At 72.1% G+C, this 21854-nt stretch carries 21 protein-coding genes; 13 read left to right on the top strand and 8 right to left on the bottom strand.

Annotated elements, in window-relative coordinates; all coding sequences use genetic code 11:
• Positions 1–80: 80 nt before the first annotated feature.
• From IE217_RS25370 to IE217_RS25345, 6 genes are read left to right on the top strand one after another with little or no spacing between them, the layout of a single operon-like run.
• The gene (locus IE217_RS25370) at positions 81–1037 is read left to right on the top strand and encodes an STM4015 family protein (protein WP_190180260.1); all 957 of its coding nucleotides are present in this window, start codon (positions 81–83) and stop codon (positions 1035–1037) included.
• A 10-nt stretch (positions 1038–1047) separates the two neighbouring features.
• Entirely contained in the window at positions 1048–2013 is a 966-nt protein-coding gene (locus IE217_RS25365; RefSeq protein WP_190180259.1) for an STM4015 family protein, read from the top strand.
• Positions 1994–3172: an STM4014 family protein gene (locus tag IE217_RS25360; protein WP_190180258.1), complete on the top strand. Its 1179-nt coding sequence runs from the start codon at positions 1994–1996 to the stop codon at positions 3170–3172. The genes IE217_RS25365 and IE217_RS25360 overlap by 20 nt, the downstream gene beginning before the upstream one ends.
• Positions 3173–3192: 20 nt before the next feature.
• The gene (locus IE217_RS25355; RefSeq protein WP_190180304.1) at positions 3193–4017 is read left to right on the top strand and encodes an STM4013/SEN3800 family hydrolase; all 825 of its coding nucleotides are present in this window, start codon (positions 3193–3195) and stop codon (positions 4015–4017) included.
• Entirely contained in the window at positions 4014–5378 is a 1365-nt protein-coding gene (locus IE217_RS25350) for an STM4012 family radical SAM protein (RefSeq protein ID WP_190180257.1), read from the top strand. Before IE217_RS25355 ends, IE217_RS25350 begins: the two co-directional genes overlap by 4 nt.
• Positions 5379–5395: 17 nt before the next feature.
• Positions 5396–6355, top strand: a complete 960-nt coding sequence (locus IE217_RS25345) for an STM4011 family radical SAM protein (RefSeq protein ID WP_190180256.1) — start codon at positions 5396–5398, stop codon at positions 6353–6355.
• On the opposite strand, the gene IE217_RS25340 is transcribed toward IE217_RS25345, so the two are convergent.
• Entirely contained in the window at positions 6344–7594 is a 1251-nt protein-coding gene (locus tag IE217_RS25340; protein ID WP_190180255.1) for a PP2C family protein-serine/threonine phosphatase, read from the bottom strand. The two genes, IE217_RS25345 and IE217_RS25340, sit on opposite strands and share 12 nt — an antisense overlap.
• 294 nt (positions 7595–7888) lie before the next feature.
• Complete coding sequence (gene ychF, locus IE217_RS25335; protein WP_190180254.1) at positions 7889–8977, bottom strand: redox-regulated ATPase YchF; 1089 nt, start codon at positions 8975–8977, stop codon at positions 7889–7891.
• Positions 8978–9316: 339 nt separating this feature from the next.
• Between ychF and IE217_RS25330 the strand changes: the two genes are divergently transcribed.
• Complete coding sequence (locus IE217_RS25330; protein WP_373298132.1) at positions 9317–9742, top strand: DUF6542 domain-containing protein; 426 nt, start codon at positions 9317–9319, stop codon at positions 9740–9742.
• Positions 9743–9785: 43 nt separating this feature from the next.
• Here the strand turns inward: IE217_RS25330 and ppgK are convergent, their stop codons facing one another.
• Positions 9786–10532: a polyphosphate--glucose phosphotransferase gene (gene ppgK, locus IE217_RS25325; RefSeq protein WP_190180253.1), complete on the bottom strand. Its 747-nt coding sequence runs from the start codon at positions 10530–10532 to the stop codon at positions 9786–9788.
• A 126-nt stretch (positions 10533–10658) separates the two neighbouring features.
• The gene (locus IE217_RS25320; protein ID WP_190180252.1) at positions 10659–11675 is read right to left on the bottom strand and encodes a 4-hydroxy-3-methylbut-2-enyl diphosphate reductase; all 1017 of its coding nucleotides are present in this window, start codon (positions 11673–11675) and stop codon (positions 10659–10661) included.
• A 101-nt stretch (positions 11676–11776) separates the two neighbouring features.
• Between IE217_RS25320 and xseA the strand changes: the two genes are divergently transcribed.
• Entirely contained in the window at positions 11777–12985 is a 1209-nt protein-coding gene (xseA, locus tag IE217_RS25315; RefSeq protein ID WP_190180251.1) for an exodeoxyribonuclease VII large subunit, read from the top strand.
• Between the two features lie 9 nt (positions 12986–12994).
• On the top strand, positions 12995–13237 hold the full coding sequence (locus tag IE217_RS25310) for an exodeoxyribonuclease VII small subunit (RefSeq protein WP_190180250.1): 243 nt from the start codon (positions 12995–12997) through the stop codon (positions 13235–13237).
• A gap of 184 nt (positions 13238–13421) precedes the next feature.
• On the opposite strand, the gene IE217_RS25305 is transcribed toward IE217_RS25310, so the two are convergent.
• The gene (locus tag IE217_RS25305; RefSeq protein ID WP_190180249.1) at positions 13422–13946 is read right to left on the bottom strand and encodes a DUF4245 domain-containing protein; all 525 of its coding nucleotides are present in this window, start codon (positions 13944–13946) and stop codon (positions 13422–13424) included.
• A gap of 127 nt (positions 13947–14073) precedes the next feature.
• On the opposite strand from IE217_RS25305, the gene glpX reads away from it, so the two are divergent.
• Positions 14074–15108 carry a class II fructose-bisphosphatase gene (gene glpX, locus IE217_RS25300; RefSeq protein WP_190180248.1) on the top strand — a complete coding sequence of 345 codons (1035 nt, stop codon included), beginning with the start codon at positions 14074–14076 and terminating at the stop codon, positions 15106–15108.
• 201 nt (positions 15109–15309) lie between these two features.
• On the opposite strand, the gene IE217_RS25295 is transcribed toward glpX, so the two are convergent.
• The gene (locus tag IE217_RS25295) at positions 15310–15684 is read right to left on the bottom strand and encodes a WhiB family transcriptional regulator (RefSeq protein WP_190180247.1); all 375 of its coding nucleotides are present in this window, start codon (positions 15682–15684) and stop codon (positions 15310–15312) included.
• A 103-nt stretch (positions 15685–15787) separates the two neighbouring features.
• A complete protein-coding gene (locus tag IE217_RS25290; protein ID WP_190180246.1) occupies positions 15788–16486 on the bottom strand; it encodes a DUF1707 SHOCT-like domain-containing protein in 699 nt (232 codons plus the stop codon).
• Between the two features lie 213 nt (positions 16487–16699).
• On the opposite strand from IE217_RS25290, the gene IE217_RS25285 reads away from it, so the two are divergent.
• Positions 16700–18370 (top strand): fumarate hydratase, encoded by a 1671-nt coding sequence (locus IE217_RS25285; RefSeq protein ID WP_190180245.1) that lies wholly within the window; start codon positions 16700–16702, stop codon positions 18368–18370.
• Positions 18371–18441: 71 nt separating this feature from the next.
• Here IE217_RS25285 and IE217_RS25280 read toward each other — a convergent pair whose 3' ends face one another.
• On the bottom strand, positions 18442–19305 hold the full coding sequence (locus IE217_RS25280; protein ID WP_190180303.1) for an alkaline phosphatase family protein: 864 nt from the start codon (positions 19303–19305) through the stop codon (positions 18442–18444).
• 256 nt (positions 19306–19561) lie between these two features.
• On the opposite strand from IE217_RS25280, the gene IE217_RS25275 reads away from it, so the two are divergent.
• Together IE217_RS25275 and fomD are read left to right on the top strand one after the other, a co-directional pair.
• Positions 19562–20947: a class II fumarate hydratase gene (locus tag IE217_RS25275; RefSeq protein ID WP_190180244.1), complete on the top strand. Its 1386-nt coding sequence runs from the start codon at positions 19562–19564 to the stop codon at positions 20945–20947.
• Between the two features lie 73 nt (positions 20948–21020).
• A complete protein-coding gene (gene fomD / locus IE217_RS25270) occupies positions 21021–21713 on the top strand; it encodes a cytidylyl-2-hydroxypropylphosphonate hydrolase (RefSeq protein WP_190180243.1) in 693 nt (230 codons plus the stop codon).
• Positions 21714–21854 lie beyond the last annotated feature (141 nt).

Below are 21854 nucleotides of genomic sequence, written 5' to 3'. Positions count from 1 at the left end.
GTTGTCGGTGCGCCTTGGTACAACTTCTCGCGCGAGCGCAACGGCAATCGGCTCGTCCGCCCAGCCCAGGAGGCCAGTGAATGTCCCACGTCGAGCATCTGCGCGAACTGCACGGCCTCCCGGCCTTCGACTTCCCCGCGCCCGGCGAGCGCAGGGAGCTGCCGGAGGCGGGCGCCGTGGCCTGGCGGCTGGCGGTCGACCCCTACGGCTCGGACTCCGTGGAGGACTTCGCCGGCCTGTGGGACCGCTTTTTCGCCACGGTGGACCCCGCGGGGGTGCGCGCGATCGTCGTCGGCCAGTGGGGCGAGCCGTACGACAACGACTCGGCCGTGATCGTCCAGCGGCTGGTGGACGCCCGTGACCGGCTGACGGCGCTTCAGGCGGTCTTCATCGGCGACCTGGTGCAGGAGGAGGCCGAGATCTCCTGGATCGAGCAGTCCGACGTGACTCCCGTGCTGGACGCTTATCCGCGGCTGGAGGAGCTGGGCGTCCGCGGCGGCACCGGGCTCCGCTTCCCCGCCGTACGCCACAAGCACCTGCGCACGCTGTCCTTCGAGGCCGGCGGCCTGCCCGGCGAGGTCGTCCGCGGGGTCGCCGCGAGCGAACTGCCCTCGCTTGAGTACCTGGAGATGTGGCTGGGCGTCGAGGAGTACGGCGGTGACGCGGGCGTCGCCGACCTCGAACCGATACTGTCCGGCGGGCACTTCCCGGCGCTGCGCCACCTGGGCCTGCGCAACAGCGAGATCCAGGACGAGATCGCCGCCGCCCTGGCCGCGGCCCCCGTGGTCGCCCAGCTCAAGTCGCTCGACCTGTCCCTCGGCGTGCTCACCGACGAGGGTGTCACGGCGCTGCTCGGCGGCCAGCCGCTCAGCCACCTGACCTGGCTGGACCTGCGCCACAACTTCGTCAGCGACGCGGTGGCCGACCGCGTGCGGGCCGCGCTCGAGCCCTCCGGAGTGGAGGTCGACCTCTCCGAGCCGGGCGACGAGGACGAGTGGGACGGCGAGATCCACCGCTACACCGCCGTGGCCGAGTGAGGACGCCGAGATGACCTTCGCCGAACACCCGGACACCTTCCACGGGCTGCCCGTGCGCACCCTGTCCGCCCCCGCCGACGTCCGGGCGCACGAACCCGGCGCGGTGGCCTGGCGGCTGGACTGCCACGCGGCCGAGGTGCCCTTCGAGGAACTGTGGCGCGACTTCACCGGGGCCGTGGACACGGACAGGGTGCGCGCCCTGATCGTCGGGCCCTGGTGGGAGGACGACTACAGCGAACTCCGTCCGGTGCTGGAGCTGATCCTCGCCGACGCGGAGCGCTTGCCCGCGCTGCGCGCCCTGTTCCTCGCCGACGTCACCGGCGAGGAGTGCGAGATCTCCTGGCTGCCGCTCACCGACGTGACCCCCGTACTGGAGACCTTCCCGCTGCTGGAGGAGCTGTGGGTGCGCGGGGGTGACTCGCAGGGGCTCGGCGAGGAGCCGCTCGCGCTGCGCCCGGTGCGTCACGAGGCGCTGCGCGTGCTGCGGTTCGAGTCGGGCGGTCTGCCCGGGCAGGTGGTGCGGGCCGTGGGCGCCTGCGAACTGCCGGCCCTGGAGCACCTGGACCTCTGGCTCGGCGTCTCGGCGTACGGCGGCGACTCCACGGTCGCGGACCTCGCTCCCCTCCTGGCCGACGGGGACCGCTTCCCGGCCCTGCGCCATCTCGGGCTCCAGGACAGCGAGTTGCAGGACGAGATCGCCGCCGCGGTGGCCGCCGCGCCCGTGGTGGCCCGGCTCGAGTCGCTGAGCCTGTCCATGGGCACCCTCACCGACGCCGGCGCCGAGGCCCTGCTCCACGGCCAGCCGCTCACCCACCTGAAGCGGCTCGACCTGCACCACCACTTCCTCAGCGACGCCATGACCGGCCGGCTCCGCACGGCGTTCGCCTCCGCCGGGACCGAAGTGGACCTGTCGGAGAGCCAGACCCCGCACAGATGGCGGGAAGAGGAGTGGCGCTATGTCGCCGTCTCCGAATAGCACCACGCCCGCCGTCGCCGTCCCTGGTACACGGTTCGCCGTCCCTGTTACGCGGTTCGCCGTCGTCGGCAACCCGGAGAACCGGCGCACGACCCTCTTCGCCGCCGCCGTCCGCGCGGCCGGGCACGCGGCGCCCCGCGTCCTGGCCTGGCACGACGTGCTGCACGGGCGGTTCGCCTTCACGCCCGGCGAGTTCGTACGGATCGACTCCCCCGGCGAGAACGCGGACGTCGACCGGCTGCTGCGGGACGCCGACGACCCGTCCCGGGTGGAGGGTACGGCCCTGTGGTACCACCGCTTCACGGCGGCCCTCCGGGAGGTGACGGGCGCGGCGCGCCGTGTGGGCGCGGCGCCGTCGGCCGACGCGGAGGACGTCGCGGTGATGTTCGACAAGCGGCTCTGCCACGCCCGGCTCGCCGCGGCCGGCGTCCCGGTGCCGCCCGCCCTGACCGGTCCGGTCGGCGGCTGGGAGGAGCTGCGGCGGCGGCTCGCGGACGCGGGGATGTCACGGGCGTTCGTGAAGCCCGCGCACGGCTCGTCGGCCTCCGGCGTCATGGCGCTCACGGTGGCCGGCCCCGGCCGGGTCAGGGCGACGACCTCCGTGGAGAGCGCCCCGGACGGCCGGCTGTTCAACTCGCTGCGGGTACGCCAGTACACCTCGGAGCGGGAGGTCGCCGCCCTCGTGGACGCGCTGGCCCCGGACGGGCTCCACGTCGAGCGGTGGCTGCCCAAGGCCGCCCAGGCCGGCCGCGCCGCCGACCTGCGCGTGGTCGTGGTCGCCGGACGTGCCACGCACGCCGTCGTACGTACGAGCCGGCACCCGATGACCAACCTGCACCTCGGCGGCGCCCGCGGCGACCTGGACGCGGCCCGCGAGGCGATCGCAGGCGCGGGCGGCAGCCTCGGCGACGCCCTGGAGACCGCCGAGCGGGCCGCCGCCTGCTTCCCCGGCACGCTGTGCGTCGGCGTCGACGTACTGCCGGGCACCGGCTGGCGGCGCTTCGCCGTCGGCGAGGTGAACGCCTTCGGGGACCTGCTGCCCGGCCTGACCGGCCTGCCCGGCAGCGGCGCCGAGGGCCTCGACACGTACGCCGCCCAGGTCGCCGCCGCGGCGAGCGGGGCATGGCCGCCGCACTCAGCACGAGGAACCGCCTCATGACCGCACCCACCGGCATCGACATGAACGAGGTCGTGGGCAGCCACGACCTCCTCATGGTCACCCTGGACACGCTGCGCTACGACGTGGCGCAGGAACTCGCCGCCGCAGGCCGCATCCCGAACCTGGCCCGGCATCTGCCCGAGGGCGGCTGGGAACGCCGGCACGCCCCCGGCAGCTTCACCTACGCCTCCCACCAGGCGATGTTCGCGGGCTTCCTGCCGACCCCGGCCGCGCCGGGCCCGCATCCGCGCCTGTTCGCCGCCCGCTTCGCCGGCAGCGAGTCCACCGCGGACGGCACCTTCGTCCACGACACCCCCGACCTGGTGTCGGGCCTGGCCGCCGTGGGCTACCGCACCGTGTGCGTCGGCGGCGTCGGCTTCTTCAACAAACAGGGCGCGCTGGGCTCGGTCCTGCCGGGGATGTTCCAGGAGAGCCACTGGGAGCCGGAGTTCGGCGTCGCCTCACCCACCTCCTTCGAGGCGCAGGTGGCGTGCGCGGAGAAGGTGGTCGCCGGACTCGACCCGGAACAGCGCCTGTTCCTCTTCGTCAACGTGTCCGCGCTGCACCAGCCCAACTGGTTCCACCTGCCCGGCGCCACCCGCGAGGCGGGCGACTCCCGGGCCACCCACGCCGCCGCCCTGGAGTACGTGGACCGGCACATCGGGCGGCTGTTCGCCGCCGTCGCCGGCCGCGGCCCGTGCTTCGCCGTGGTCTGCTCCGACCACGGCACGGCGTACGGCGAGGACGGCTACACCGGCCACCGCATCGGCCACGACGTCGTCTGGACGGTGCCCTACGCCCACTTCTTCCTGGACTCCGCCCCCGTCACCCGCGAGGCCCGATGACCCTCACCGAAGCACCGGCCCCGCGGCTCGTGCGCCCCTACCAGCACTACGTCTACGCCTACCCGCACAAGACCGCCTACCGCCCGCTGCGCCGGGAGGAGGCGTCCCTGCGCGCCCTGTGGGCACAGGAGCCGAAGGGCGCCCTCTCGCTCTACTTCCACATCCCCTTCTGCGAGGTCCGCTGCGGCTTCTGCAACCTGTTCACCCGCATCGGCGCCCCGGACGGCCTGACCACCGCCTACCTGGACGCGCTGGAACGCCAGGCGGCGGCGGTGCGCGAGGCACTCGGCGAGGGCGCCCGCTTCGCCAACGCGGCCTTCGGCGGCGGCACTCCGACGTTCCTGGAGGCCGCCGAACTGGAGCGGCTGTGCGACCTGGCCGAGCAGGGCCTGGGCGCCGACCTCACTGCCGTACCGCTGTCGGTGGAGGCCTCACCCGCGACGGCGACCACCGACCGGCTGGCCGTGCTGGCCGAGCGCGGCACCACACGGCTGAGCCTGGGCGTGCAGAGCTTCGTGGACGCCGAGGCGCGCACGGCGGTGCGCCCCCAGCGCCGCGCCGACGTCGAGGCGGCCCTCGGCCGGATCCGCGCCGCCGCCATCCCGTTGCTCAACATCGACCTCATCTACGGCATCGACGGCCAGACCGAGCGGTCCTGGCGCCACTCCCTGGACGCCGCGCTCGCCTGGCGGCCGGAGGAGCTGTACCTCTACCCGCTCTACGTCCGCCCCCTCACCGGCCTCGGCAGGCACCGCGACCGGGCTCCCGGGCAGGGCGAGGCCGAGTGGGACGAGCAGCGGCTGCGGCTGTACCGCCACGGCCGCGACCACCTCCTCGCGCACGGCTACGAGCAGGTGTCGATGCGGATGTTCCGCCGCGCGGACGCCCCCGCCACCGGCGGCGAGGACTACGCGTGCCAGACGGACGGCATGGTCGGCCTCGGCTGCGGCGCCCGCTCCTACACCTCGGCGCTGCACTACTCCTTCGACTACGCCGTCGACATGCACCGCATACGCGGCATCGTCGACGACTACACGGCACGCGGCACCGAGGACTTCCGGCACGCCGACTTCGGCTGGTGGACGGACGCGGAGGAGGCCCGGCGCCGCCATCTGCTGCAGTCGCTGCTTCAGGCCGGGGGCATGCCCGTGGTGGACTACACGGCCCGCTTCGGCACCAGCCCCACGGACGACTTCGCGACGGAGCTCGGCCGGTTCGCCGACCGCGGCTGGCTGGACGACTCCGCGGGCCCGGGGCTGCTGCGGCTCTCCCCCGAGGGACTGGCCCACTCCGACGCGCTGGGTCCCGAGCTCTTCTCCGCCGCCGTACGCGAGCGCATGGCCGCCTACGAACTCAAGTGACGAAAGCCCAGCCCTGCATGGACCTCACGATCCTCTACCGCGGCCCCCTGGCCTCGTGCGACTACGACTGCCCGTACTGCCCCTTCGCCAAGCGCCGTGACAGCCGCGCCCAGCTGACCGCCGACCGGGCCGCGCTGGAGAGGTTCGCCGGCTGGGCGGCCGCCCAGCGGGGCGACCGGCTCTCCGTGCTGTTCACCCCGTGGGGTGAGGGCCTGGTGCGCTCCTGGTACCGGCGCGCGCTCACCGAACTGAGCCACCTGCCGCACATCGACCGGGTGGCGATCCAGACGAACCTGAGCTGCCGCACGGACTGGACGGCCGCCGCCGAGCTGGACACCCTCGCCCTGTGGTGCACCTTCCACCCCGGGCAGACCCCGTACGACCGCTTCCTCGCCAAGTGCCGCGACCTGGCCGCCCGGGGCGTCCGCCACAGCGTCGGCGTGGTCGGTCTGCCCGCACACCTGGAGCACGCCCGCCGCCTGCGCGCCGACCTCCCCGCCCACGTCTACCTGTGGATCAACGCCGCCGAGGGCCACACCTACACCGACGCCGAGGCCGGCGACTGGACGGCCCTGGACCCCCTCTTCCCCTACAGCCGCCACCCGCACCGCAGCGCGGGCCTGCCCTGCCGGACCGGCGAGTCCGTCATCTCCGTGGACGGCGAGGGCACGGTCCGCCGCTGCCACTTCGTCAAGTCGGAGCTGGGCAACCTCTACGACGGCTCCTACCGCCGGTCGCTGCGCCCCCGCCCCTGCCCCCTGACCACCTGCGACTGCCACATCGGCTACGTCCACCTCGAAACCCTGCCCCTGTACGACACCTTCGCGGGCGGAGTCCTGGAACGCATACCGGCGGCCTCGCTCCCCGTCGGGCCCCTGCTCGTCGTAGGCGACGACGCGGAGCCGAAAGGCGACCAGGCTGCCCGGCCCCGTCGAGTCCTCTCCAGCCCGGCCGGCGACGACGTCTCAGAGCCGTAGGACGACGAGGGCGATGTCGTCGTTGCCGCCGCTGGCCACCCCGAGGCGGGCCAGCACGGTGTCGGCGAGCCGCTCGGGCCCCAGGTGGCTGCAGTCGGCGAGGACACCGGTCAGGCGTGCCAGGCCGGTGTCGATGTCCTCCTCGCGGCGTTCGATCAGCCCGTCGCTGTAGAGCACCAGGGTGTCGCCGGCCCTGTAGTGGATGCTCGCCTGCGGCCGGGGCACGTGCTCGGGGCGTGCGGCCAGCGGCGGGTCGGTCGCCTGGTCGAGCAGTTCGGTCCGCCCGTCGGGGTGCAATAGGACGGGGGGCGGGTGCCCGGCACTGCTGTAGCTGATCAGCTTGCTGCGCCGGTCCACGACCATCTTGACGGCCGTCGTGCCCAGGGCGCCCTCGATCGAACGCGCGTACAGGCCGAGGACCTCCAGGGCCTGCGCGGGGCGTTCCAGGGCGCGGATGGCGGCCGACAGGGCGCTGCGCAGCATGCCCATGACCGCGGCGGCCTGAAGGCCGTGGCCGATGACGTCGCCCACGGCCAGGGCCAGCCGGTCCGGGGGGATGTCGACGACGTCGTACCAGTCGCCGCACACGTTCAGTGAACCGACCGCGGGCAGGTAGCGCACCGCGACATCCTGGTGGTGGGCGAGGTCAGGGGCGTGGAGCATGGCCTCCTGCAAAGTGACGGCGACCTCGCGCTCGCGGGTGTGGGCCATGCGCAGTTCCTCGTTCAGCCGCTGCAGCTCCCGCGCCCGCGCGTACAGCTCCGCCTCCAGCGACTCGGCCACCGCCAGACGCTTGTCGACACTGGCCTTCGCGGGGTGGTCGCCCTGGTGGGCTTCGACGAACGCGGTCACGTCCTCCACTCGGTGGATGATCCACGCCACCTGCCCGTCCGGCCCCAGAACAGGAGTGTTCACCGGCGACCACCACCGCTCCTCGAACACCCCCGGCCGGCCCATCACCGGGATGTCGTACCTCTGCAGCGCCATCGTGTCCGGGCTGCGCGTGGCCAGCACCCGGTGCAGGGAAGCGTTCAGGTTCCGCACCCCGTCCGCGTCCGGATCACCGGGGTTGTCGGGGAAGGCCTGGAAGATGTGCTGGCCCACCAGGTCCTCCCTGGTCCGCCCGGTCGCCTCCAGATAGGCACGGTTGACGTCCACGATCATCAGATCCGGGCCCAGCACCAGGTACGGGCTCGGCGTGGCGGCGAACAGGGCCGCATGATCCACCTGCGCCGCCATCTCGCCGCTCCTCGTACCCGCTGCCACCGGTGCCCTGCGCCCAACCTAGGCCGTACCGGCCACCCACGCCCGCCCTGCGTCACCAGGGGCCTGACCTCGCGGGGGCCGACCCCATGTGACCTGTACGTTTTCCGGGTGCGGTCGGGCACCGATGTGCTGGCTGCCGGTGCGCGGACGGGCGCCCAGTCCGGCGCCGCCCGGGGACGAACGAGGAGAGGCCAGATCCGAAGATCCGGCCTCTCACCTGCGGTTACGCTCCTTGACCTGCCCCCTCAGCGAGCAAGGGAAATCGCCCTACACGTTGAAGCGGAACTCCACCACGTCGCCGTCCTGCATGACGTAGTCCTTGCCCTCCATGCGTGCCTTGCCCTTGGAGCGGGCCTCGGCGACGGAGCCTGTGGCGAGGAGGTCGTCGAAGGAGATGACCTCGGCCTTGATGAAGCCCTTCTGGAAGTCGGTGTGGATCACGCCGGCGGCCTCGGGGGCCGTGGCGCCCTTCTTGATGGTCCAGGCGCGGGATTCCTTGGGGCCGGCCGTGAGGTAGGTCTGGAGGCCGAGGGTGTCGAAGCCGACGCGGGCGAGGGTCGCCAGGCCCGGCTCCTCCTGGCCGACGGACTGCAGGAGCTCGAGGGCCTCGTCCTCGTCCAGCTCGGCGAGGTCCGCCTCCAGCTTGGCGTTGAGGAAGATCGCCTCGGCGGGGGCGACCAGGGCGCGCTGCTCGTTCTTGAAGTCCTCGTCGACCAGTTCCTCCTCGTCGACGTTGAAGACGTAGAGGAACGGCTTCGTCGTGAGCAGGTGCAGGTCGTGGAGGAGCTCGTTGCGCTCGGTGCCCTGGACGATGCCGTGCGCGAAGAGCGTGTCGCCCTTCTCCAGGATCTCCTTGGCCTCCTCGACGGCCTTGACCTTCGGGGCCACGTCCTTCTTGATCCGCGACTCCTTCTGCAGGCGCGGCAGGACCTTCTCGATGGTCTGGAGGTCGGCGAGGATCAGCTCGGTGTTGATCGTCTCGATGTCGTCCTTGGGCGAGACCTTGCCGTCGACGTGCACGACGTTCTCGTCCTTGAAGGCGCGGATGACCTGGCAGATGGCGTCCGACTCGCGGATGTTGGCCAGGAACTTGTTGCCCAGGCCCTCGCCCTCGCTGGCGCCGCGCACGATGCCGGCGATGTCGACGAAGTCGACCGTGGCCGGGAGGATCCGCTCCGACTTGAAGATCGAGGCGAGCTGGGCGAGCCGGCCGTCGGGCACGCCGACGACGCCGACGTTGGGCTCGATCGTGGCGAACGGGTAGTTGGCCGCGAGCACGTCGTTCTTGGTCAGGGCGTTGAACAGGGTCGACTTGCCGACGTTCGGCAGGCCGACGATTCCGATCGTGAGCGACACGTTGCGACTTCCCGTACATGAGGAGACTGGGGGGCCGGGCGGCCGATCCACCAGTCTACGGCGTGTCGCACCCCGTCCCCGCGACGGTTCGAACGCTTGGCCAGGTCTGGTCGCACGGCGTGTCAAACGGCCTATTCAACACATAAGCAGACCTAGGTTGGTCCAGTGGAGGAACGCAGGACGCGACATCAGCAGCACGGACCGCGACGCGCTGGGCGCCCGGTGCCCTCACAGGGGGCCCGGGGCAGGCCGCAGCGCCCCCGGACGGGCCCCCCGACCGCACCTCCGGCGGGGCCGCGGCTGACCGGACTCGGCAGCGGGGTGGTGTGCGCGGCGGTGATGCTCGCGGTCGGCTGTCTCGACCTGCTGCTTTTCGACGGCTCGCCGGCCGTCTACGGCGTGCTGTTCCTGCCGGTGTCCGTGCTGACCGCCCTGTGGGTGCGCAGGGGCGACCTGCTGACCGCGCCCGTGGTGGTGCCGATCGGGTTCGCCGTCGGCGCACTGCCGGTGGCGGACGGGGACGGGGGGATCCTCGGCACGGCGATGGGCCTGGTGACCGCGCTGGCCACCCAGGCGGTCTGGCTGTACGGGGGGACGCTGCTCGCGGGGGTCACCGCGCTGGTGCGCCGGGGGGCCCTGCGACGGCGGACGGCCGTGGTACGGCGACCGGCGCTTGAGCGGGACGTACGGGGCGTAGGGGGCGTACGGGGTGGAGGCGGCCTGCGGGAACGCCGCACCGGGCGCGGCGGGCGCACCACGGCCTGAGCCAGGGGGTGAGCCCGGACGGCGGGTGACCCGGGCCGCCGGCTCAGCGCAGCTCCGCCGCTCTCATCGCCGCCCCCACGATCCCCGCGTTGTTCTGAAGCTGGGCGGGGACGATCTCAGCCCTCACGCCCTCGATCAGCGGCAGGAACTTGTGGGCCTTGCGGCTGACGCCGCCGCCGATGATGAACAGCTCGGGGCTGAAGAGCATCTCCACGTGCGCCAGGTACTTCTGCACCCGGCGGGCCCATTGCTCCCAGGTGAGCTCGTGGTCGTCCTTGGCCTTGCTGGAGGCGCGCTTCTCCGCCTCGTGGCCGTCCAGCTCCAGGTGGCCCAGCTCGGTGTTGGCGACCAGGCGGCCGTCGGTGAAGACCGCGCTGCCGATGCCGGTGCCGAAGGTCAGCAGGACCACCGTGCCCCGCCGGTCCCGGCCGGCGCCGAAGTGCATCTCGGCGACGCCGGCCGCGTCCGCGTCGTTGACCGCCGTCACCGGCAGGCCGCCCAGCCGCTCGCCGAACAGCACGCGCGCGTCGGTGTCGACCCAGCTCTTGTCGACGTTGGCCGCCGTGCGGATCGTGGCGCCGCCGGTGACCACGCCCGGGAAGGTCAGGCCGACCGGTCCCTTCCAGCCGAAGTGCTCCACGACCTGCCGGACACCCTCGGCCACCCCGTCGGGCGTCGCCGGCTGCGGGGTGAGCACCTTGCAGCGCTCCTGGGCCAGGTCGCCCTTGTCCAGGTCCACAGGGGCGCCCTTGATGCCCGAACCGCCGATGTCCACGCCGAAGATCTGCATGGCTCCACGTTACGGCCTACGACTGACAGTCACGTCCCGCCCCCGGATCCGGCGCCCTGCGGCCCCCAGGCCCAGGCCCGCGGGCACCCGGCACCCGGCACCCGGCACCCGGCACCCGGCAGAGGGTCACTCCCCCGCCGTACCCGACCCCCCGCGCTCGGCCGCCAGCGCCGTCGCCTCGTCGCGCAGGTCGCGGCGGAGCTCCTTGGGCAGCGAGAAGGTGATGGACTCCTCCGCGGCCTTGACGATCTCCACGTCCTCGAAGCCGCGCGCCGACAGCCACTCCAGTACCTGCTCGACCAGCACCTCCGGCACCGACGCGCCCGAGGTCACGCCGACCGTGGTCACGCCCTCCAGCCAGGCCTCGTCGATCTCGTCGGCGAAGTCGACCAGGTACGCCTGGGCCGCGCCGGCGATCTTCGCGACCTCCACCAGCCGCTTGGAGTTGGAGGAGTTGCGGGAGCCGACCACGATCACCAGGTCGGCCTGGGCGCCCATCTGCTTCACGGCGAGCTGGCGGTTCTGCGTGGCGTAGCAGATGTCGTCGCTCGGCGGGGAGATCAGCTGCGGGAACTTGTCCTTGAGCGCGTCGACCGTCTCCATGGTCTCGTCGACCGACAGCGTGGTCTGCGACAGCCACACCACCTTGGACGGGTCGCGCACCTCGACGTTCGCCACGTCCTCGGGGCCGTCGACGAGCTGGATGTGCTCGGGGGCCTCGCCGGTGGTGCCGATGACCTCCTCGTGGCCCTCGTGCCCGATCAGGAGGATGTCGTAGTCCTCCTTGGCGAACCGGACCGCCTCCTTGTGCACCTTGGTGACCAGCGGGCAGGTCGCGTCGATGGTGGTGAGGCGGCCGCGCTCGGCCTCCTCGTGGACGACGGGCGCCACGCCGTGCGCGGAGAACATCACGATGTTGCCCGGCGGCACCTCCTCCGTCCGCTCGACGAAGACGGCGCCCTTCTTCTCCAGGGTCTGTACGACGTACTTGTTGTGGACGATCTCGTGCCGGACATAGATCGGGGCCCCGTACTGCTCCAGGGCCTTCTCGACGGCGATCACGGCGCGGTCCACACCCGCGCAGTAGCCCCGGGGGGCGGCGAGCAGGACACGGCGGCCAGACGAAGCAGTCATGGCACCCATCGTAAGGCCGCCTCCGGGGCGCCGAAGATCCCCCACGGATGCGGTGATCACGGGCCCGCGCCGCTGGGGCGTTGTCGGTGCCGGGGGCTACGCTCGCGGACATGGCTCTCACCACGTCCCCCGAGACCCCCCTGCCCGTCGGCGAGGTCTCACGGCTGATCGGCGGGTGGATCGACCGGCTCGGCGCGGTGTGGGTCGAGGGGCAGATCACCCAGCTGTCGCGGCGGCCCGGCGCGGGCGTGGTCTTCCTGACGCTGCGCGACCCGTCGTACGACATCTCGGTCAGCGTCACCTGCTACCGCCAGGTGTTCGACGCGATCGCCGACGTCGTCGGCGAGGGCGCCCGGGTCCTGGTGCACGCCAAGCCGGAGTGGTACGCCCCGCGCGGGCAGCTGTCGCTGCGGGCCGCCGAGATAAGGCCGGTGGGCGTCGGCGAGCTGCTGGCCCGCCTGGAGCAGCTGAAGAAGACCCTCGCCGCGGAGGGCCTGTTCGCACCCGAGCGCAAGAAGCCGCTGCCCTTCCTGCCGCAGCTCGTCGGCCTGGTGTGCGGCCGCGCCTCGGCCGCCGAGCGCGACGTCCTGGAGAACGCGCGGCACCGCTGGCCCGCCGTCCGCTTCGAGGTGCGCAACGTCCCGGTGCAGGGCGTGCACGCGGTCGCGCAGGTCGTCCAGGCCGTCAAGGAGCTCGACGAGCTGGAGGAGGTGGACGTGATCGTCGTCGCGCGCGGCGGCGGCAGCGTGGAGGACCTGCTGCCGTTCTCCGACGAGCAGCTCGTCCGCGCGGTCGCCGCCTGCCGTACGCCCGTCGTCTCCGCGATCGGCCACGAGCCGGACACCCCGCTCCTGGACTACGTCGCCGACCTGCGCGCCTCCACCCCGACCGACGCCGCCAAGAAGGTCGTGCCGGACGTCGGCGAGGAGTACGAGCGGGTACGGCAGCTGCGCGACCGGGCGCGCCGGTGCGTGCGGGCCCACGTCGAGCGGGAGGAGCGGGGCCTGGCCCACGCGCTGGCCCGGCCCTGCATGGAGGACCCGCACCGCATGGTCGACGAGCGGGCCGACCAGGTGGCCTCGCTGCTCGACCGCGCCCGGCGCACCCTGCGGCACCACCTGGACCGCGCCGACTCCGAGGTGGCGCACACGCACGCGCGCGTGGTGGCCCTCTCCCCCGCCGCGACGCTGCGCCGGGGGTACGCGGTGCTGCAGAAGGCCGACGGGCACGTGGTGCGCGACCCGGCCGAGGTGACGGCGGACGAGGCGCTGCGCGCGCGGGTCGCCGAGGGCGAGTTCACGGTTCGGGTCGACACATAGGGTGGGCGGATGACGAGCAAGGCGGCACCGGCGGAAGAGACGCTGGGCTACGAGCAGGCGCGCGACGAGCTGATCGAGGTCGTCCGGCGCCTGGAGGCGGGCGGTACGAGCCTGGAGGAGTCCCTCGCCCTGTGGGAGCGGGGCGAGGAGCTGGCCGGGGTGTGCCGGCGGTGGCTGGAGGGCGCCCGCGCCCGCCTGGACGCGGCGCTGGCGGCGGAGGAGGGCGAGGACGGCCCGGAGGCCGCCCAGTAGCGCGCCGCGGGGGCTCCCCGGGAGCCCGCGGAAGCTTCCCGGGAGCAGAGGCTTCCCGGGAGCCGCGGAGGGCCCTCCGGCAGTCGCGGAGGCGTCCCGGCAGCCGTGGAGGCCTTCCGAGTCGGCCGGGTGCCGTCGGGAGGCCGGGAGGCGGCCCCCGCCCACGCGGCCGGTCGAGGGGGCGTCAGGACGTCTTCAGTGCCTGCGCCATCGCCGTCAGGCGGTCGAAGGACGCCGTCCCCGCCACCACCGTGGTGGAGCCCTTGGGGCCCTTCAGCACCAGGGCGTCGTAGCGGCCGCCGGTGTACCGGGTCCAGGTCTTCCCGTCGATCTTCTGGGTCACCTTCGTCGCCTGGGCGCCCTGGCTGGCGTCGTCGATGAAGTCCGCGCGGTCCTGAGTGGACTGCTCGACCGCCACGTACTGACCCTCGGGATCCTGGAAACCCAGGTGCCAGCGGTCGTTCTGGTCGGCCTGGTAGCGGACCGAGGTGGCCTTCCAGGTGTCCGGCAGCCCCTGGGGCGCCGCGACCGGGTACGCCGCCGCGCGCCGGGCCGTGAGCAGTTCGACCCGGTAGTCGACCCGCTTGAGGTCGGGAGCGTGATCGTCGTGCGGGATGAAGAGGTACGCGGACCCCGCCGCGAGCGCGGTCACGCCCAGGGAGAGGAGCATGCCGCGCACTGTCTTCTGCTTGCCGTTCGAACCTGCCACGCCCCCTATCGTCGCAGGTGTCCGGCCCGCTCATCCGTGGGGTCCCCTGCTCATTTTGTCTGCCCGGCGATAGAGTCATGGCCAAGACCCTCATCCGGCCGTCGTCGTATCAGAAAGGTGCGCTCCGATGACCGAGCATCATCACTTGCCGTCCGAGCTCGATGTCCCCTCCGAGGCCCCCGACCGCAACCTCGCCCTGGAGCTCGTCCGGGTGACCGAGGCCGCCGCGATGGCCGCCGGCCGCTGGGTCGGGCGCGGTGACAAGAACGGCGCCGACGGCGCCGCCGTGCGCGCCATGCGCACCCTCGTCTCCACCGTGTCGATGAACGGCGTGGTCGTCATCGGCGAGGGCGAGAAGGACGAGGCCCCGATGCTCTTCAACGGGGAGCGCGTGGGCGACGGCACCGGCGCCGAGGTCGACATCGCCGTCGACCCGATCGACGGCACCACCCTGACCGCCAAGGGCATGCCGAACGCCATCGCCGTGCTGGCCGCCGCCGAGCGCGGCGCGATGTTCGACCCGTCCGCCGTGTTCTACATGGACAAGCTGGTCACCGGCCCGGACGCGGCCGACTTCGTCGACATCAACGCGCCGGTGTCGGTGAACATCAAGCGCGTCGCCAAGGCCAAGCGCTCCACGCCCGAGGACGTCACCGTCGTCATCCTGGACCGGCCGCGCCACGAAGGGATCATCAAGGAGATCCGCGAGGCCGGCGCCCGCATCAAGCTGATCTCCGACGGCGATGTCGCCGGTTCGATCTACGCGCTGCGCGAGGGCACGGGCGTCGACCTGCTGCTCGGCATCGGCGGCACCCCGGAGGGCATCATCTCGGCCTGTGCCGTGAAGTGCCTGGGCGGCACCATCCAGGGCAAGCTGTGGCCCAAGGACGACGAGGAACGGCAGCGGGCGATCGACGCAGGGCACGACCTGGACCGGGTGCTGAACACGGACGACCTGGTCTCCGGCGAGAACGTCTTCTTCGTCGCCACCGGCATCACCGACGGCGAGCTGCTGCGCGGGGTGCGCTACCGCTCGGAGACGGCGACCACCGACTCGATCGTCATGCGGTCCAAGTCCGGCACGGTCCGCCGGATCGACTCCGAACACCGGCTGAGGAAGCTGCGCGCGTACAGCGCGATCGACTTCGACCGGGCGAAGTAGCCCGCTGCCGGCCCGCCACGGCGACGGGGCGTCCCTTGTGCGGAAGGGACGCCCCGTTTCCGTGCGGGAAGCGCGTATTTCAGGGCACGGAGCGCGTACGTGCGCGCTCGCCACGTATGCGCACGCTCGCCGCGTGCGTACCCGGGAGCCGCGTACGTGCGCGGGAGCCGCGTACGCACGCGGCTCCCGCTACCGGCCCGCTCAGCCCGCCTGGGCTATGCGCCCCGCGCCGGCGGCCTTCTTCAGCTCCACGTCGCGGCGGCGCCGCCGGGCGAGGACCACGCGGCGCTCGGCGGCGGTCAGCCCGCCCCAGACGCCGTACGGCTCGGGCTGGAGCAGCGCGTGCTCGCGGCACTCGACCATCACCGGACAGCGGGCGCAGACCCGCTTGGCCGCCTCCTCGCGGGACAGCCGTGCGGCGGTGGGCTCCTTCGAGGGTGCGAAGAACAGGCCGGCCTCGTCGCGCCGGCACACCGCCTCGGTGTGCCAGGGGGCGTCTTGGTCCCTGTCCCGCACTGGCACCCGCTGGGCCGGGACGGCAGCGACCTGCAGGGACGAATGCGGCGGTTGCAGCACGGTCTTCTCCTGACGACGGCTTCGCGAGCGAGAGACAGACGATGCAGCAAGGCCTACCCGCTGTGCGCGCGCCTATGCACTGAGTCCCGAACCGCCGGACGGGTCAGAGGTGTTTGCGCAAACGCTTGTCGACCTTGCGCTGCACGCGGTCGAGGATGTCCGCCACGAGCTTGCCGCGCTTGGGCCGCGCCTCCACGTTGCCCAGCACCGCCCAGCCGTCGACGTAGACCACGGGCGCGTCGGTGTCCTCCGCGTCCAGCGGCTCCACCTCGAAGTTGCCGAGGACGCCGCCGCCGGTGCCGCGCAGCGACACGTTCTCCGGGACGCGGATCTGGATGTCGCCGAAGACGGAGACGGCCTTGATGACGACCTGCTGGTACTCGAAGATCGCCTCGCTGAGGTCGATCTCGACGCTGCCGAAGACCGAGTACGCGTGCAGCCGGCGGCCCGCGCGCCAGCGGCCCCTGCGGGTGGCGGCGCTGAACACCGCCACCACGTTCTCGTCGGCCTCGTGGGGTATCGCGCCGGCGGCCGGCCGGTTCGGGGCGTAGGCCTGGGTGGCGGCGGGGCCGCGCCGGCCGGCGGGCAGGTCCTGGATGAAGACCTCCAGCTGACCGACCGTCTTGGCGTTCAGCACCCCCTCGACGCGCTCGGCGTGCTCGTCGGCCGTCAGCCGGCCCTCGGCGAGCGCCTCGCGCAGGATGTCGGCGATACGGTCACGGTCGGCGTCGGAGGCGCGCAGCTCGGCGACGCCCGCGGGGGCGGCCGGACGCTGTCCGGTCTGCTGCTTCTGAAGGTCCACGGCAGCAGCGTACCGAAACGCGATAGATCGCGACTAGGGGTGTGGACGGACCGGTGCGGGACGAGCCCGCCAACCGGCCCGCCGCCGGCGGGCGGACGCCCGGCCGCCGGGTGAGCGGGACCTCACAGGTCCGCCGCCCGCAGCAGGTTCTACGCTGGTCGGTGCCCGCCAATGGAGGCGGGCAGTCGTCTGCCGAGTGAGGAATGGGCTGAGATGCCTGAATTCGCGTACACCGATCTGCTCCCCCAGGGTGAGGACACCACCCCGTACCGGCTGGTGACGTCCGAGGGCGTCTCCACCGTCGAGGGGCCCGGCGGACGTACGTTCCTCAAGGTCGAGCCCGGGGCGCTGCGCAAGCTCGCCGAGGAGGCCGTCCACGACATCCAGCACTACCTGCGCCCCGCCCACCTCGCCCAGCTGCGCCGGATCATCGACGACCCGGAGGCCAGCTCGAACGACAAGTTCGTCGCCCTGGACCTGCTGAAGAACGCGAACATCGCGGCGGCCGGCGTGCTGCCCATGTGCCAGGACACCGGCACCGCCATCGTCATGGGCAAGCGCGGGCAGAACGTCCTCACCGAAGGTGAGGACGAGAAGGCCCTCTCCCGCGGCATCTACGACGCCTACACCAAGCTGAACCTGCGGTACTCGCAGATGGCGCCGCTGACCATGTGGGAGGAGAAGAACACCGGCTCCAACCTCCCCGCCCAGATCGAGCTGTACGCCACCGACGGCGGCGCGTACAAGTTCCTGTTCATGGCCAAGGGCGGCGGCAGCGCCAACAAGTCCTTCCTCTACCAGGAGACGAAGGCGGTGCTGAACGAGGCCTCCATGATGAAGTTCCTGGAGGAGAAGATCCGTTCGCTGGGCACGGCCGCCTGCCCGCCGTACCACCTTGCGATCGTCGTCGGCGGCACCTCCGCCGAGTACGCGCTGAAGACCGCCAAGTACGCCTCCGCGCACTACCTGGACAACCTGCCCGCCGAGGGCTCGCCGCTCGGCCACGGCTTCCGGGACAAGGAGCTGGAGGAGAAGGTCTTCGAGCTGACGCAGCGGATCGGCATCGGCGCGCAGTTCGGCGGCAAGTACTTCTGCCACGACGTGCGCGTGGTGCGCCTGCCCCGGCACGGCGCGTCCTGCCCGGTCGCCATCGCCGTCTCCTGCTCGGCGGACCGCCAGGCGGTCGCCAAGATCACGGCGGAGGGCGTCTTCCTGGAGCAGCTGGAGACCGACCCCGCGCGGTTCCTGCCGGAGACGACCGACGAGCACCTGGAGTCGGACGGCGACGTCGTCAGGATCGACCTGAACCAGCCGATGGAGTCGATCCTGGCCGAGCTCACCAAGTACCCGGTCAAGACCCGTCTGTCCCTGACCGGTCCGCTGGTCGTGGCCCGCGACATCGCCCACGCGAAGATCAAGGAACGGCTCGACGCGGGCGAGGACATGCCGCAGTATCTCAAGGACCACCCGGTGTACTACGCCGGCCCGGCCAAGACGCCCGAGGGCTACGCGTCGGGCTCCTTCGGCCCGACCACGGCCGGCCGGATGGACTCCTACGTGGAGCAGTTCCAGGCGGCGGGCGGCTCCAAGGTGATGCTGGCCAAGGGCAACCGCAGCAAGCAGGTCACCGACGCTTGCGACGCGCACGGCGGCTTCTACCTGGGCTCGATCGGCGGCCCGGCGGCCCGGCTCGCCCAGGACTGCATCAAGAAGGTCGAGGTCCTCGAGTACGAGGAGCTGGGCATGGAGGCGGTCTGGAAGATCGAGGTGGAGGACTTCCCGGCATTCATCGTCGTCGACGACAAGGGCAACGACTTCTTCCAGGACCCGGCCCCGCAGCCGACGTTCACGTCGATCCCGGTGCGTGGGCCCGGGCTGTCCTGAGCCGTCCTCAGGAGACTCACAGACCCCTCGGCGTCGCCGGGGGGTCTGCTGCTGTCGAGGTGGGGCGAGGGTCAGTTCCAGATGCCGGTGATGTCGGAGGCGTTGGCCGCGGCTCCCGCGTGGGTGGTCAGCCCGGCCAGGTCCTCGAGGGTGCGCAGGGTGTCGTAGTGGGTGTAGTGGGTCGAGGTGGAGCTGCCCGGGGCGACGTGCGCGCCGTAGAAGACGGTGGCGATGTGGTTGCCGTGCGAGCTGTCGTCCTCGTCGAAGGTGACGGCCAGGACGCTGTTGTGCGTCTTGGCCCAGGTGGCGTAGGCGCCGAGGTTGTTCTGCAGCCAGGTGTCACCCGTGCTGATCGAGCAGTCGTGCATGTCGTCGCACAGGTTCGGGATGACGAACGAGACCTTGGGCAGGGTGGTGTAGTCCGCCGGGAACTGCGCGAAGGTGTGCGCCGTGTTCAGCGGCACGTTGCCGAAGGCGAACCACGGGTTGTGCTTCCGGGCGTACTTGGTGGCGGAGTTGGTGCACACCGTGGAGCCCTGGGAGGGCAGGCCCTCGTTGTAGCTGCCCCACGTCCGGCCGGCGGCGATGAGTTCGGAGCCGAGGTTCGCGGCGCTGCTGAACTGCGGCGTGTAGCAGTTGTCGGTGGTGACGCCCTGGTTGTTGCCGGAGAACAGGTCCAGGTAGTTCGGCTGGCTGGGGTGGGTGATGGCGTACGACTGGGTGAGGTTGCCGCCGCCGGCCACCAGGGTGTTGTTGAGGTACGGGGCGCTGGTGCTGCCGACGACCTGCTCGTAGGCGTGGTTCTCGAATACGACCACGACCACGTGGTCGGGGGTGGGGAGAGCGGCGGCCTGTGCGGCCGGGGCGGCGGCCCACAGCCCGGCCAGGGCGGCGGGGAGGGCGGCCAGGGAGAGCGCGCGGCGTGAGCGCTTCATGCGGGACAGCAAGGACACGGTGGACCTCCTGCGGGAGCGGTTGGGGCAGCGCGGGGAGTGTCTACTGCTGAGGCAGTCGTCGTTGCTTCGGGCAGTAGGAGGGTAGGGGGCGCTCCCGAGGTCTTCGTGTCCTGTGGATGAAGCCGCGCCGAACACTGCCCGGCTCCGGCCGGGAGTCGGCCGTGGGCCGCGGGCTCCCACCACCCGTTCGGCCCAGTTCCGGAACATCCGCCGACCCCCGCACGCTGTACCCGGTATGAGCGAATACCGCATCGAGCACGACTCCATGGGTGAGGTCCGGGTCCCCGCCGACGCCAAGTGGCGTGCGCAGACGCAGCGGGCGGTGGAGAACTTCCCCGTGTCCGGGCAGCGGATCGAGCGCGCCCACATCGAGGCGCTCGCGCGGATCAAGGGCGCGGCGGCCAAGGTCAACGCCGAGCTCGGTGTGCTGGACAAGGACGTCGCCGCCGCGATCCAGGAGGCGGCGGCCGAGGTCGCCGAGGGCAGGTGGGACGAGCATTTCCCGGTGGACGTGTTCCAGACCGGTTCCGGCACCTCGTCCAACATGAACGCCAACGAGGTCGTCGCCACCCTCGCCGGCGAGCGGCTCGGCCGTGACGTGCACCCCAACGACCATGTGAACGCCTCCCAGTCCTCCAACGACGTCTTTCCCTCCTCCATCCACATCGCCGCCACGGCCGCCGTCACCCGGGACCTGATCCCCGCCCTCGACCACCTCGCCGGCGCCCTCGCCCGCAAGGCGGAGGAGTTCAAGGACGTGGTGAAGTCCGGCCGTACGCATCTGATGGACGCCACCCCCGTCACCCTGGGCCAGGAGTTCGCCGGTTACGCGGCCCAGGTGCGCTACGGCGTCGAGCGGCTCAACGCGTCCCTGCCCCGCCTGGCCGAACTCCCCCTCGGCGGGACGGCCGTGGGCACCGGCATCAACACCCCGCCCGGCTTCTCCGCCGCCGTGATCGAGGAGGTCGCCCGCGTCACGGGGCTGCCGCTCACCGAGGCCCGCGACCACTTCGAGGCACAGGGCGCGCGGGACGGCATCGTGGAGACCAGCGGGCAGCTGCGGACGATCGCGGTGAGCCTGACGAAGATCGCCAACGATCTGCGGTGGATGTCGTCCGGGCCCCGCACCGGGCTCGCCGAGATCGCGCTGCCCGACCTCCAGCCCGGTTCGTCGATCATGCCGGGCAAGGTCAACCCCGTCATCCCCGAGGCCGTGCTGATGGTCGCCGCCCAGGTCGTCGGCAATGACGCGACCGTCGCCGCGGCCGGCGCCGCCGGCAACTTCGAGCTCAACGTCATGCTGCCGGTCATCGCCAAGAACGTCCTGGAGTCCATCCGCCTGCTGGCCAACGTCTCCCGGCTGCTCGCGGACCGGACGGTCGACGGGATCGTCGCCCACCGGGAGCGGGCCCGCGAGTACGCCGAGTCCTCCCCGTCCGTGGTCACCCCGCTCAACAAGTACATCGGCTACGAGGAGGCCGCCAAGGTCGCCAAGAAGGCCCTCGCCGAGCAGAAGACGATCCGTCAGGTGGTCGAGGAGAGCGGTTACGTCGAGCGCGGCGCCCTCACGGCGGAGCAGCTGGACGAGGCGCTGGACGTGCTGCGGATGACCCACCCGTGACAGTTCGTGTCCCGGGTGTGAATCGCGGGGGTGCGCCACGACGTCGTATGCCCTGGGCACCTAATATCTGTGCATGGCGGTCGACGGAGCGGCGAGAGACGTGAGGGCGGGCGGTACGGCGGACCACTGGGCGCCCGGGACGCAGATCCTGTGGCGTTACCGGGAGAACGGCGGCACGCGCTTCCACATCGCGCGCCCCGTCACCGTCGTACGGGACGACGCCGAGTTGCTGGCCGTGTGGATGGCGCCCGGCACCGAGTGCGTGCGGCCCGTGCTCGCCGACGGCACGCCCGTGCACGCGGAGCCGCTCGCCTCGCGCTACACCAAACCGCGCACGGTGCGGCGCGACCGCTGGTCCGGCACGGGAGTGCTGAAGCTGGCCCGGCCCGGCGAGCCGTGGTCGGTGTGGCTGTTCTGGGAGCCGGGCTGGCAGTTCAGGAACTGGTACGTCAATCTCGAGGAACCGCTGGTGCGTTGGGCGGGCGGAGTGGACTCCGAGGATCACTTTCTGGACATCTCTGTCGACCCCGACCGCAGTTGGCGCTGGCACGACGAGGACGAGTTCGCGCAGGCCCAGCGGGACGGCCTGGTGGACGAGCGCCTCGCCGGACGGGTGCGGGCGGCCGGCCAGGAGGCGGTGCGGGCGATCCGTGCCTGGCGGGCCCCGTTCTCGGACGGCTGGCAGCACTGGCGCCCGGACCCCGCCTGGGCGGTACCGTCACTGCCACAGGACTGGGACCATACGCCCGCGCACGTGTCCTCATGAGACCCTTGATGCGCCCCCGGGCAAGAAACGTAGGATCGTCCTCCGCAAGGGCGCGCAGGGGCAGGTCTCAGGGGCAACTCCAGGAGTGGGCGCCGAGTCTGACCGAACGTCACCGAGGGGCGGCAGGACGTGAGCGAGGGG

Origin of the sequence: Streptomyces naganishii JCM 4654 (assembly GCF_014650575.1) — a bacterium.
Taxonomy (GTDB): Bacteria; Actinomycetota; Actinomycetes; order Streptomycetales; family Streptomycetaceae; genus Streptomyces; species Streptomyces naganishii.
Note: the sequence above shows the minus strand (reverse complement) of the source record. Positions and strands in the feature narration are given on the sequence as shown.

What these genes read in the sequence shown, in the direction of transcription:
- IE217_RS25370 (WP_190180260.1), top strand. Translation starts at nt 81, where the DNA reads ATGTCCCACGTCGAGCATCTGCGCGAACTGCACGGCCTCCCGGCCTTC.
- IE217_RS25365 (WP_190180259.1), top strand. Translation starts at nt 1,048, where the DNA reads ATGACCTTCGCCGAACACCCGGACACCTTCCACGGGCTGCCCGTGCGC.
- IE217_RS25360 (WP_190180258.1), top strand. Translation starts at nt 1,994, where the DNA reads ATGTCGCCGTCTCCGAATAGCACCACGCCCGCCGTCGCCGTCCCTGGT.
- IE217_RS25355 (WP_190180304.1), top strand. Translation starts at nt 3,193, where the DNA reads ATGAACGAGGTCGTGGGCAGCCACGACCTCCTCATGGTCACCCTGGAC.
- IE217_RS25350 (WP_190180257.1), top strand. Translation starts at nt 4,014, where the DNA reads ATGACCCTCACCGAAGCACCGGCCCCGCGGCTCGTGCGCCCCTACCAG.
- IE217_RS25345 (WP_190180256.1), top strand. Translation starts at nt 5,396, where the DNA reads ATGGACCTCACGATCCTCTACCGCGGCCCCCTGGCCTCGTGCGACTAC.
- IE217_RS25340 (WP_190180255.1), bottom strand. Translation starts at nt 7,594, where the DNA reads ATGGCGGCGCAGGTGGATCATGCGGCCCTGTTCGCCGCCACGCCGAGC.
- IE217_RS25330 (WP_373298132.1), top strand. Translation starts at nt 9,317, where the DNA reads ATGCTCGCGGTCGGCTGTCTCGACCTGCTGCTTTTCGACGGCTCGCCG.
- ppgK (WP_190180253.1), bottom strand. Translation starts at nt 10,532, where the DNA reads ATGCAGATCTTCGGCGTGGACATCGGCGGTTCGGGCATCAAGGGCGCC.
- IE217_RS25320 (WP_190180252.1), bottom strand. Translation starts at nt 11,675, where the DNA reads ATGGGTGCCATGACTGCTTCGTCTGGCCGCCGTGTCCTGCTCGCCGCC.
- xseA (WP_190180251.1), top strand. Translation starts at nt 11,777, where the DNA reads ATGGCTCTCACCACGTCCCCCGAGACCCCCCTGCCCGTCGGCGAGGTC.
- IE217_RS25310 (WP_190180250.1), top strand. Translation starts at nt 12,995, where the DNA reads ATGACGAGCAAGGCGGCACCGGCGGAAGAGACGCTGGGCTACGAGCAG.
- glpX (WP_190180248.1), top strand. Translation starts at nt 14,074, where the DNA reads ATGACCGAGCATCATCACTTGCCGTCCGAGCTCGATGTCCCCTCCGAG.
- IE217_RS25285 (WP_190180245.1), top strand. Translation starts at nt 16,700, where the DNA reads ATGCCTGAATTCGCGTACACCGATCTGCTCCCCCAGGGTGAGGACACC.
- IE217_RS25280 (WP_190180303.1), bottom strand. Translation starts at nt 19,305, where the DNA reads ATGAAGCGCTCACGCCGCGCGCTCTCCCTGGCCGCCCTCCCCGCCGCC.
- IE217_RS25275 (WP_190180244.1), top strand. Translation starts at nt 19,562, where the DNA reads ATGAGCGAATACCGCATCGAGCACGACTCCATGGGTGAGGTCCGGGTC.
- fomD (WP_190180243.1), top strand. Translation starts at nt 21,021, where the DNA reads ATGGCGGTCGACGGAGCGGCGAGAGACGTGAGGGCGGGCGGTACGGCG.